Genomic DNA, 12035 nt, shown 5'->3' with positions numbered 1-12035 from the left:
GTTTATTTTTTCTGGATTGTTACAGTTGCGTGGGTCTTATGGGGCTATCGTCTTTGTATAGGGTTTTGTTGGTTTTAAATTCGATATCGCATCATTATTTTATGGGAATCAGCTGTTTTTTGATGATAGTACATGATGTTTTTATCTACCGTTAGGGTAGGGGCTTCTATTAAATTCAAAATAGTCTCCGAAAATAAAACGCTTGGAATTGAAAATTCGGAGGTAGGGTCATTTCTCACAGCAACGCATATTTCCAAAACAGTACTCGATGTAATTTCTCCTTTTAAATATCGGGTGTAATACAATTCCAGGTTATCACTACTGATACAAGGCGCATAATAAATATAATTGGAATCATTGATGTTCTGTAGGATGGATGCAGAATTCGGAAGTGTACTAAACGTTGCACCATTGTCTTTTTGTGCAATTCCAATGGTCGTTTCACAAGGACCTTGGCAATTCAGGTCATCAAACCTTGCGTTGTTGAAGTACAGATATTGTCCGTCTAAACTTATTCCGTGATCCATTATTAACCAGCCCGGTGTATTCCTGTTAAAGTCACCCTGAACCCTTTCAATATCACGAATACTTCCAGAACTAAAGGTGCCGTGAAAAAGGTTATTTAATTCCGTGGGATAATTCCTTGTTGATGTCCAATAAAAACTACCATTAACGTCCATATCGGCAACGGCATCCAAATGGGGTGGTGTTGTTTGGTTTGCCCCTGTTAATTCCCCAGCAAGATTGAAAGTTGAATCATTGACTTTCGTCGCATAATATAGCCTTGTGTTTATACCATCATTTAAATTGTTAAAGAAGAGATAGTTCCCATCCGGTGCGATAAATGGTTCCATTGCATCAAAGGAAAGACCATTGATCACTACTTCAATTTCCGAACCAAATTCAGGATATAAACTTTGTGGATTATTGATTTCATCATCATTTGATGAGCATGAAAATAGGAATACAAGTGAAATTATATAAATGGGTATTATTCTCATGGGTGGGTTTTAAATTTTTTCAAATGCCTTCCGATGCTCTAGGATAAAAACCTTTTGGCTCGACAGTGACAAGCTATGTATTACGCATCGTGTTAGGTACGGTTTTTTTATGTCATTACCAATATTTTCAAATGTGTCCTCATATTCGATTTGGGTTGTTTTAAATTGCACTTAAGGTGTTTGTATCTGGTTAGTTACATGTTTAAAGTACCTAATTTAGCAAATACAAACCGATTGTAATCCCGATGTTTCGGGGCCTAAGATTTCGCGACTTCATAAATATACACAGACCTTTTGTTTTAGCCTTAAAGTGCGGATTAGGTTGTGCTGTCATTTTTTTTAGTTTTAACATTTCAAATGTATGTTCGTTTCGTTTATTTCGTTTATTGTTGTAAAGTAGAAAACAAATAAATTAAATGGAAACTTACAATAATGTGAATAAAGCCTCAAAAGAGGAGCAAAAGGTTGCAATTCAATCCTATGATGCTCTTACTTCTGTAATTAAGGAATTAAAATCCAATAATCCGGAAATTGAGATAGATGAGACTCAGGAAAGAATTAAAATTCCATTAAGCGCATTGAAACTATTAGGAGAGATTCTCGAAGCAATGAGTAAAGGGAAGCCATTTTCCTTGGTGCCTATGGCTACAGAAGTTACAACCCAAAAGGCAGCAGAAATTCTAGGTTGTTCCAGACCCCATATTGTTAAGCTTTTAGAAAAAGGAAAAATAGATTTCACTAAAGTTGGAAAACATCGTCGAGTTAAGTTTGAGGATGTAATGAAGTATAAAAGAAAAATGAAGGAAGCTCAGAAAAAGCATATTATTGAAATTATGGAATCTGACGAGGAAATCGGGTTGTATGATACATAGTGTTCGCTTTATTTGTGTCTTAGATACAAATGTTATTTATCCGATTGAGATAAGGGATTTGCTTTTTTGGTTTGCTCATTATGATTTATATACTCCTAAATGGAGTGAGCATATTTTTGATGAATGGGCCGATGTCATGAAAGGAAAAGGAGTTTCGGAAGGAGAAATTTCTAAGCGTATAACAAAGGCAAATAGGGCATTTCCAGATGCTTTTGTTTCTAACTATTCAGGACTTATTTCTGGATTGGAATTACCTGATAAAAATGATCGTCATGTTCTGGCCGCGGCAATTAAGACTAATGCTAACGTAATTGTAACAAATAACATTAAAGATTTTCCGAAAGAGTATTTATCTTCTTTTGGACTTTCAGCTAAGACCGCAGACGACTTCTTAACTGATATTATTGACTTAAATCCTGAAGAAGCGATAAAAGCATTTAAAGAAATGGTGCTATATCGACGAAATCCCGATTTAGATGGGTTTGAAGTATTGGATATACTTAGAAATAGGGGATTAAAAGATACTGCTGACTTTTTTCATTCACAACTTTGAGTAAATTAATGCCATTGGTCTTACGTATGGCTCGGTGCGTGTCGCTTGGCACTAATTTACTAAAAGGAAACTGATCGTTCAGAAAATCCGTATCCCAGAAGTGTCGGGGTTCGGAGTAACACTACCTCAAGCCATTAATTGAACATGGCGTTAGCGCTCCTTCTTTTTCGTTTGTTTGATATAAGTAACCATACCGTCAATACGAGCAGACATAAGACCATATACAATGGTACGAAGTACATTTCCACCATAGTTACGTTAAGGGCAACGACTAAAGCCCCAACCGCGATGATTCCAGCAAAAATGGCGTATCCAATTTCATCATAGAACCAGGCATACGGGAAGAAGTGCGCCCCTGTTATGATCACATAGGTCATTACAAAGTAATCTGGATTATCCCTCAAAATAAAGAACAAAAAAGGAAAATAGAAGAGTTGTGCCAAATTCAGCCACATGCCCAGTGGCTGTAGTGGATTTGTTTTTGTCGTCCATTTTGTCTTGAGGATTTTCGATAGTAGAAGGGCCAAGGGCAGCATCGTAATTCCAATGTAGAATGTCAAGATACTTTTACTATATGCTTCCTTGGGTAATGTCCATATATAGGCAATGGCACTCCAGACAACAGCGGCAGAAATAATAAAATCAATTCCACTTTTGGCATTAATGGCCAATTCCAATTTCAATTTTTTTAAATCGGGTGTATTCATAATAGTTTTAGGTTGGTTCAGGGGCAATATTAAACAGCTATGTCCCACTTTACTATTATAAATTTCCGAAATGTTGATTTGCTTGTCCGAGTTGTATGAAACGGGAGTAAACGGTCTTGGGGTTGTTGCGGGTTTGCGTGCGTTAATTTTCAGTTTGGCACAGGCTTTCGGCATTAGGAGTGGATTCTGATGTAGTCGAATCGGCCGTAATTGCAGTTATACCTTCTTGTTCAACGTTTTTTTGTTACTACAGGTTATTTTGTAATCCTTCGTTCCATCTTCTCACAAACTCTTCAGACCAAGCGTCCCATCCAATGGTAGTTAAAGTCCAGATTGTAATGCCCAAAACAATTAAATTTAAGACTAATCCTATTATAGAGATAATCTTTCCATTTTTATCTTATTATTTATTCATAAATCATGCGTAAACGCAAAGCTATCTTCTTGTTATTCAAAATGTTGTACAACGGGTTTGTATAAGATTAGTTGCGTCGTTTAAGCACCTAATTCAACAAATAAAAACCGAATAGAAAATCAGCAATGATTTTCGTAAGTAGGCTAGAACTAGCAATGAATTATATACGGCTTAAGTTTGATTTATTTTCTTGCTACTTTAAACTCACTGCCATCATACCATTTTGGGAAATAATCTTCATTGGATAATTTCAATCCTACATTATAAAATAGCTGTAGGTCTAATCTAATACCGCTCAATTCAAAGGTTTTAGCATCGTAATTATCTGATACCTGATGGTATTTAAATGCTCCATAATTATCATTAAACGCTTTCACTTCTTCAATGCTATTATTAAATCCTTCATAAGTACCAGCGGCATACAAAGCAGGGATCCCAATTTTGGCAAAATTAAAATGGTCTGATCTAAAGAAATATCCTTTTTCAGCTTCTGGATCAGGAATAACGTATCTTTTTTGTTCTTCGGCTGCTTCGTTAGCGTATTCATCCATTTCGGACTGACCATATCCGGTAATGGTTAAATCTTTCATTTCTCCGAGATTAGCAATCGCATCCATGTTTATATTGGCAACCGTTTTTTCTGGGTCGAATATGGGGTGTGCAGCATAATAGGCAGAACCTAATAAGCCTTGTTCTTCCCCAGTTAATGCGATAAACACAATAGATCGCTTTGTAGGTTTACTTTTCTTAAACGCTTCTGCTATTGCTAATAAACCAGCTGTACCTGTCGCATTATCTACAGCTCCATTGTAAATGGAGTCACCTTTTATGGGTTTACCTACGCCTAAATGATCCCAATGTGCAGAATAGATGATGAATTCATCCTTTTGATCTGTTCCAGGTATCATGGCAACTACATTTTTTGAAATGTCTTTTTTAATTTTATTTTCAATACTAACGGAAACATTTAAGTCTAATGGAATAGGTTGAAAATTTTTATCATGTGCAATCGTTTTATAATCTTGACCTTTCATGGCTGATACATCAAACATTTTTTGAGCACTTTCATTACTTACCCAAGATTCTACAGCTAAAAGTGGTGAATCGCTTTCAATTACCAATCTAGCGCCACTCCAACTAGATTCTATCACATTCCAGCCATAAGAAGCCGGTTCAGTTTCATGAATTATAATTACCCCGGCTGCTCCTTGTCTTGCTGCTTCTTCATATTTGTATGTCCAACGGCCATAATAGGTCATTTCGTTGCCTTTAAATAATGTTGAATCTGTTGCTTTAAAGCCCGGATCATTGATTAAAACAACGGCTGTTTTTCCTTTCCAGTCAATGCCTTCATAATCATTCCACCCATATTCGGGAGCAACAATCCCGTAACCAGCAAACACAAGTTCTGAGTTTTCAAGACTCACTTCTGTGACTGTTTTATTTGTGGTAGCTACAAAATCTTTTAAGTAAGCTAAATCAAAACTTTTATTTTTGCCGCTAATTGTCATGTGCTCAGAAGGTGTTCCGTCAATTTCTACCATTGGAACAGCTTGAAAAAAACTTTCACCATTCCCTGGTAAAAGCCCAAGTTTCTCAAACTCATTTTTTAAATAATTCACGGTTTTTACTTCTCCTTCAGTAAATGGTTTTCTTCCTAGAAATTCATCAGATGCCAGCCGTTCAATATGATTGCCAATAGTTGTTTGATTTACTTCAACAATGTTTGTGTCTAACTTTTTGTTGTTGTCACAACCACTAAAAAGCACTGTTACTACTAAAATATTTAAATATTTTTTCATCATTTATATTTTAAATTGAACGTGAGGTTTAATTATTGCGAGTGTGTTTGTATAAGATTAGTTGCGTTGTTTAAGCACCTAATTTAGCAAATACAAACCGTCCCGACGCTTCTAGGTTCGTAAGTAGGCTTACACTAGCCATTAATTATACACGGTGTGTACCCAGCATGGGCATCCTTACCTTATAGCAATATAAGGATTTATTTAGAGGGTTTAAGTCCTTAGGTGCTGGAGTAACCCTTCGACTTCGCTCAGGACAGGCTCTTTGAAGCATTAGTGAGTCGCAAGGTGGTTCACTGTGAGGTTAGGACTAAGAAAGCGAGTGCTGACGTATCGGTACGGCATCGCTCCTAACTAGGGGCGGACCCGTCTACTCGATTACCAACTTTTATCATTCAATTTTCACAATAGGTTCCTTTTTTAGATACCCAAGTGATACCAAAAATTTATCTGCCTCAAGGACAGTTTTTTTATAAAATTCAAAATTCTGATAGTTGAAGAAACCGTGTCCCTCTCCTTCATATAGTTTCAAATCACATCTACTTTCAACCTTTTCCATTACTTTCTTATAATATTGGGCTGTTACTACTGGAACTAATTCATCATTAGTTCCAAGAAATATAATGGTGGGAGGAGCTCCTTTTTTGATGTTGTGTAGTGGTGAAAAATTTTTAAACCCATCACCAATTCTTTCATAACCATAACCCCCCGGACCATTATCGATTACAGGGTTAAAAAGTACCAATGCATTTGGCATGCAGTTTAATAATAAATCATCGGTATCTTCATTATAATCTTCTATTAATGCTGTTGCAGCGGCAAGGTGTCCCCCAGCTGAACCACCGGAAGCTATAATTTTAGTTGAATCGATATTAAAACGCAATGCGTTTTTTCTTATAAATCTAATGGCGGATTTAGCATCTTTGAGCGATTCAAATGGGGTTGTTTTGTTTTTGCTCTTAGTCCTATAATCAGCCAAAAAACAGACTATCCCTCTTTTCGAAAAATACTGGGCATGGTTTTCGAAATGGGTTCTATCACCCTCTATCCATCCACCGCCAAAAAAGAAAATCATGGCAGGGTAGGTTTTGCCTACTTCAACTTGTACGGGATAATATACTTCCAAGAATAATTTAGTAGAGTCAATCTGTTTGTATAACGTTTTCTGTTGCGCAGAGCAAATGGAACTATTAATTATAGTAATCGCCACTATGGAAAGGAGGTATCGTATCTTCATAAGCTATTTCTTGATTGTAGGTAACGCCAGAGGCGTGATTTGGTTTTGTTTTATCTTGTCCAAAGCTACCCCAACGCTTCGGGGCATAAGATTTAGCGACAATATAAATATACACAGACCTTATGATTTAACCCTAAAGTCCGTATTACGTTTCGGTTTTGTGCCTGTTGCACAAGTTAAGAAAAAAGGCTTGTGCAACGGTTACCCTTGTTCTCAGTAGTTACGAGTTATATAGCAACCAGTATTTTATTTGAAAGCCAATAGTCAATCTAGCCAATTTTGTTATTGGCCTTTTAATTCGAATTCTTTTTTTGCGGCTTGTATTTCTTCACTACTCTTTGCTCGCACTAAATACCATTTTACATCTTTGGAATTGGGATTGCTTCTTGTAAAATGTATTTTTTTTGGTGTGATTTGTTCATTATTTTCACCATAATTTTGAACCTCGACTAGGTTTCTTTCTATAAAATTCCACCCTTTTTTAAATGCAACATCCGCAGTCAGCTCAAATTCAAGATTAGGGTCTTTAAAAGATGGTCGTATACATGAGTCTTTATACTCAAGGTCCCTGTCTATGTACATCCAGTAATATTTACTACCTATGATTTTATCAAAATTTTCTTTGATTAGCATTCTTCCGTCCGAAATGAGGGATACATAGGCTATTGGTACGCCATACTTTTTCACGTACATAGGCGGATACATCTGAGAGTAAACATCATCGTATGGCGTTTTGAAAAGAGGCTGTCCCATCATATCATATTCACCTTTGTCCTTACATTTTAGCATCGTAAATTGACTTTCAAGACTAGATTCATTGTGATTTTTGCCAAGAGCTTTTATATCATATTCGGGCAAATTGAAATGAATATTACCCTGTTCATCAATTCTTCCTAAGGTGATTTCATCTCCACCTTTTTGCCATTGAACAAGTTCAAATCCTCCCTTTGTATAATCTAACTCTCCCTCAAGTCGATTTTCAACTTTAGGCATTGATGTTTTACTTTCCAATTGTTGTGTCTTGCACGATGGAAATAGAATAATGGCGAGAATTAATATTAATTTAGTTTTCATATTTATGGTTAAAAATTTATTACTTAGATCTATTCCCTATTACTGAGAACGGTTTGGCTCGTATGTTTGAACAGTACGGGAGCAAACCAGCGTTCGCTTTCCGCCATGTAAATAGCGAAATCTTTTGGTTTTGTTTTTTCTTTTTTTGTGTCAAAGCGACCCCGGCGCTTTGGGGCCAAAGATTTCGCGACTTCCTAAATATACACAAACCTTTCGTTTAAACCCGAAGCCCGTATTGTTTATAGGTTTTGTGCCTGTTGCACTAGTCAGTGAAAAATTTCTTTGAAGATCATTGCCGAACGGGTGATCGATCGTAACTTTAGGTATGCAGTGGAAAAAAGGTGATGCACTTCTAGGCAATCGCCTATAATTTGAAGAAGTACCTGAAATTCATAGTAAAACGTGCGAAAAGTGGTGCCGGGCAACTTGCTTTGACAACCTTAGTGTAAAGCATGGTTCAATACCTGAACAGAACTTTTTTACGGCATCCAAAATTTTCGTTCAACTTCTAGGAAGGCATCAAAAAAAGCCCCTTGAAGAGGCTTATATTGATGATATTATGTCTGATTAAAGGCTTGTGCAACGGTTACCGGTGTTGGCGGTAGTTTTTATTTATGCATCTACAAAAATTACTTGACCCGTAATAAATCCATCAACCGAACGTTCAAAAGCTTTACCTACTAATTTTCCAGGAACTGGCTCAAAACCTGGCATCATTTCACCATAAACATCCCAAGCCTCTTCTAAAACAGTTGGGTTTATTGAGTTTACTCGGATTCCTCTTGGCATTTCAAAAGCAACACATTTAACAAATGTATCAATAGCGCCACTAGTAGTAGCATCAGCAATTGCAAAAGGTATAGGCTTAGTATTTAAAATTCCTGTTATTAAAGTAAATGATCCCTTATCTGCAATATATTCTTGACCAATACGTACAATGTTTATTTGTCCCATCATTTTACTTAAAATGGTACTCATCCATTGTTCTTCGGTCATTTCAGTGAAATTTGCATATTCACAAACACCAACAGTGTTTACAACAGCATCAAAATGACCAACATCTTCGTATAATTTCCTTAATGATGCTTCGCTTGTAATATCTACTTGAAAGTCATAGCTATCAGCAGAACGTCCAGCAGTTATAACTTTGTGTTTTCCTAGACCCGTAAGGGCAGCTTGTCCCATTTTTCCGTTTGCTCCAATTAAAATTATTGTTTTCATATAATATCTGTTTTTAAATTATATGCAAATTTATGAAGCACTAAAGGTTTATGAAGAGGACATTTGTCTAATACGTAATATTAGCCCTTATTCGACTTAGGTGACGTTGTGTAACGCCTAGGTAAGAAGCTATATAATGTAGTGGAATCTCTTTGATATATTCAGGTTGCATTGTAATTAAATCTAAATAGCGTTGTTGAGCCTTATCTTTTTGATGATTAAATATCCATTTTTCTAATTCAACATATTCCTTTTCGGCAATAATTTTCAAAAAACGCAACCAATTACTATTTGATTTAGCTAAATTTTCTAAAGTTGCTTTTGGTATTGAAATTATTTCAGCATCTGTCAGAGCTTGAATATTTTCTTCAGATTTTTTTTGTGAAATAAATGAAGAATAAGCCATTAATAATTTATTAGGAAAAGTGAAACAATAGGTAATTTCATCGTCATTATTTGAATAATAATAGGAACGAAAAATTCCACTTTTGACAAAAGCTATAGAGTCGCAAATTTCATTATTATTAATATATAAATCGCCTTTTTTTAATAAAATAGTTTGAGATAAATTCAAGAAATCATTAATCTCTATGTCGGTAAATAAATTAAATGATTTTAAATATTCGTTCATTTTTTTCTTTGATGTTTGGTATACTCAAATTACCGCCAACGTTTCGGCTAAGCGTAGTGCGGAGGTACGCCGTCTGCGACAGCAGCGGGCGCGTTGGCGCGTTGGCCGGTTTCCGTCTGCTGACGTAGCTAAAGCTTATTGTTTTGCTTTTTCTTTTTTGTCCAAAGCTACCCCGACGCTTCGGGGCATAAGATTTAGCGACCTCATAAATATACACAGACCTTTCGGTTTCGCCCTAAAGTCCGCATTACGTATAGGTTGTGTTGTACATAGTGTTTTTTAGGATTCCCATTGGTTTATTGAAGTTAGAATTCCCCAAACTCCATTAACTTTCTCGAAAATCACAATTCTCCCATTTCCGCATAACCCTCCACAATGAATTCCGAAATATACTGAAGCTAAATCTCCATTATATTTAACTTTAGAGAATTCAATGACCTTACGAGTTCCGTATTTTTTTATTATCCGTTTCCATGGATTTTTTCTTTTGAATTTTCTACCAAAAAAAGAATAGTATTTTTTCGCAGTTATTGACTGAATATTTAGTTTGTCCGTCGATAATAAATTGGAATTAATTTTCGGACTTAAACCAAAGTCAGATGTCAATCCATAAACAGATTTTCTGAATTTCGATTCATTGATAAGTCGTTTTATGAAAATCGTATCGTTCCCCGTATTAATTGAGATAAAATTTATGTCCGAATTAGATATCGAATCGGATTTTGCGTCAAAAACCTCGTATAAATTGTCAAATCTGTTTTCAAATTGTTCAATCAATAAAACTGAGTCAATACTGCTTTTTATTCCGAGCTCTAGTTGTTCCGTTATAATCAGAGAATACAATTCATAATCTACTTTTTCAACCTGCGGAAAGGTCGATTGAGCAGTTAGAAATATTATGAAAAGTACTTTTTTCAACATTATGTACAACGGTTGAGCTATGAACAGTACGGGAGCAAACTAGCGTTTACTTTCCGCCATGCACGTAGCGAAATCTTTTGGTTTTGTTTTTTCTTTTTTTTGTGTCAAAGCAAAATCCAAAAGATTTTGCGGGCTTCATAAAAATACACAAACCTTTCGTTTAAGCCCGAAGCCCGTATTGTTTATAGGTTTTGTTGGCAGCAGTCATTTCAAAAATTATTCAAAAACAGTTTCTTTGATTAGATTGCCATCTTTATCATAAGACACCCATTTTCCTTTTTCTTTACCATCAATATAGTTTCGAACTTCTCTAAGTTGCCCATTTTCAAAGTAAACCCGAAATTCCCCATTTAATTTATCATTAGAAAAGAAAGCAACATTTTCTATTTGTCCATTTTCAAAATAATTTACCCATTTACCGATTCTATTCCCAAAAGAATAATTATTTATTGACCTAATCTGCCCATTTTTATAATAAGATATTCCCTCTCCTGTTCTCTTTCCTTTCGAATATTTTTCAACTAAGGCTAATTCTCCTGTTTCCCAAAAGCGTTTCATTTCACCATTTAGTTTGTCATCAAGAAAGTATGCCGTTTCCCATAAATGCCCATTTTCCTTGTACTTTTTTCTTTCACTCGTAAGAAGACCTTTAAAATAATTGGACAGTCTTTTTAATTGACCACTTTCAAAGTATTCCTTGCATTCTCCATCCTCTTTGCCATCAATATAGTTTACTGTTTTTTTTAACTCTCCATTTTCAAAGTAAATACTATATTTTCCGTTTAATTCACCATTGGAGAAAAAGGAAGACTCTTCTATTTGTCCATTCTCATAATAAGTTTTCCACGAACCAATTCTCTTGCCTTCAGAATATTTTTGAATCCATTTTAGTTGTCCGTTTTCATAATAGGATTCCCATATTCCGTTTTCTATACCAATCGAATGATTTTCGATTTTCATTAGTTGTCCGTTTTCATAGAAGCTTTTCCATTCTCCTTTTCTGAACCCTTCTTTAGAATATCTTTCAATGTTTTCTATATTCCCATTTTTATAAAAACTTTTGGCTTTTCCTGTTCTTTTATTATCAGAATACCTTACGACATAGGCTAATTCACCAGTGCGATAATACGTTTTCCATTTTCCAGTTCGTTTTCCGTTTAAATACTTTCCTTTCCAACGAAATTCTCCATTTGAAAAATTAAAATTTCCTGAAATCTTGTGGGTTTCAAAGCTATCAATCACTTTTCTATAAATCTGGTCATTCTGTGAATGAACATTGAAGTATTGAATACTTAGAAATAGAAATATTAGTATTTTTTTCATTTAACTTAAAACCTTTTTTTATTTTCTTGATTGCTGCCAACGTTAAGGCTATGATTTCGTTGTGGGAAACGTCGTAGACTTTTCCACTTATGAAATCAGGCCGTTTGATGGTTTCTATTTATGTTTTTTTGCATAATGCAACAATGAATTATAGCCCTTGTTGAACTAATCCTCGTACCTCGGAAGCTTTTAGTTTGTTTATAAAAGTACGTTATCTTACTGTTTGATAAAAACCTTAAGAATATGTATTTAAAAAAAGTCAAGGACGATCTTGGAGA

Annotated in this window: 11 protein-coding genes; 2 read left to right on the top strand and 9 right to left on the bottom strand. The window is 35.2% G+C overall.

All coding sequences use genetic code 11. From position 1 onward, the window contains the following. Positions 1 to 74 precede the first annotated feature (74 nt). A complete protein-coding gene (locus tag HPE56_RS15595; RefSeq protein ID WP_188244685.1) occupies positions 75 to 1001 on the bottom strand; it encodes a PD40 domain-containing protein in 927 nt (308 codons plus the stop codon). A 416-nt stretch (positions 1002 to 1417) separates the two neighbouring features. Between HPE56_RS15595 and HPE56_RS15590 the strand changes: the two genes are divergently transcribed. Further along, on the top strand, positions 1418 to 1873 hold the full coding sequence (locus HPE56_RS15590; protein ID WP_188244684.1) for a helix-turn-helix domain-containing protein: 456 nt from the start codon (positions 1418 to 1420) through the stop codon (positions 1871 to 1873). Then, a complete protein-coding gene (locus HPE56_RS15585) occupies positions 1863 to 2426 on the top strand; it encodes a PIN domain-containing protein (protein ID WP_188244683.1) in 564 nt (187 codons plus the stop codon). The genes HPE56_RS15590 and HPE56_RS15585 overlap by 11 nt, the downstream gene beginning before the upstream one ends. A gap of 134 nt (positions 2427 to 2560) precedes the next feature. On the opposite strand, the gene HPE56_RS15580 is transcribed toward HPE56_RS15585, so the two are convergent. From HPE56_RS15580 to HPE56_RS15545, 8 genes are all read right to left on the bottom strand, one after another. Continuing rightward, positions 2561 to 3133 carry a DUF7010 family protein gene (locus HPE56_RS15580; RefSeq protein ID WP_188244682.1) on the bottom strand — a complete coding sequence of 191 codons (573 nt, stop codon included), beginning with the start codon at positions 3131 to 3133 and terminating at the stop codon, positions 2561 to 2563. A gap of 597 nt (positions 3134 to 3730) precedes the next feature. Continuing rightward, positions 3731 to 5353, bottom strand: coding sequence for a M28 family metallopeptidase (locus HPE56_RS15575; RefSeq protein ID WP_188244681.1), 1623 nt, complete (start codon positions 5351 to 5353; stop codon positions 3731 to 3733). A 388-nt stretch (positions 5354 to 5741) separates the two neighbouring features. Next, complete coding sequence (locus HPE56_RS15570; protein ID WP_188244680.1) at positions 5742 to 6587, bottom strand: alpha/beta hydrolase; 846 nt, start codon at positions 6585 to 6587, stop codon at positions 5742 to 5744. Positions 6588 to 6869: 282 nt separating this feature from the next. Then, complete coding sequence (locus HPE56_RS15565) at positions 6870 to 7661, bottom strand: hypothetical protein (RefSeq protein WP_188244679.1); 792 nt, start codon at positions 7659 to 7661, stop codon at positions 6870 to 6872. Positions 7662 to 8273: 612 nt separating this feature from the next. After that, positions 8274 to 8882, bottom strand: coding sequence for a short chain dehydrogenase (locus HPE56_RS15560; protein WP_166386127.1), 609 nt, complete (start codon positions 8880 to 8882; stop codon positions 8274 to 8276). Positions 8883 to 8949: 67 nt separating this feature from the next. Beyond that, a complete protein-coding gene (locus HPE56_RS15555; RefSeq protein WP_188244678.1) occupies positions 8950 to 9513 on the bottom strand; it encodes a Crp/Fnr family transcriptional regulator in 564 nt (187 codons plus the stop codon). A 279-nt stretch (positions 9514 to 9792) separates the two neighbouring features. After that, complete coding sequence (locus tag HPE56_RS15550; RefSeq protein ID WP_188244677.1) at positions 9793 to 10434, bottom strand: hypothetical protein; 642 nt, start codon at positions 10432 to 10434, stop codon at positions 9793 to 9795. 216 nt (positions 10435 to 10650) lie between these two features. Then, positions 10651 to 11757, bottom strand: coding sequence for a toxin-antitoxin system YwqK family antitoxin (locus HPE56_RS15545; protein WP_188244676.1), 1107 nt, complete (start codon positions 11755 to 11757; stop codon positions 10651 to 10653). Positions 11758 to 12035: the final 278 nt, after the last annotated feature.

Origin of the sequence: Maribacter aquimaris (assembly GCF_014596745.1) — a bacterium.
Lineage (GTDB): Bacteria > Bacteroidota > Bacteroidia > Flavobacteriales > Flavobacteriaceae > Maribacter_A > Maribacter_A aquimaris.
The sequence above is the reverse complement of the archived record's forward strand: the minus strand, read 5'-3'. Positions and strand labels throughout refer to the sequence as shown.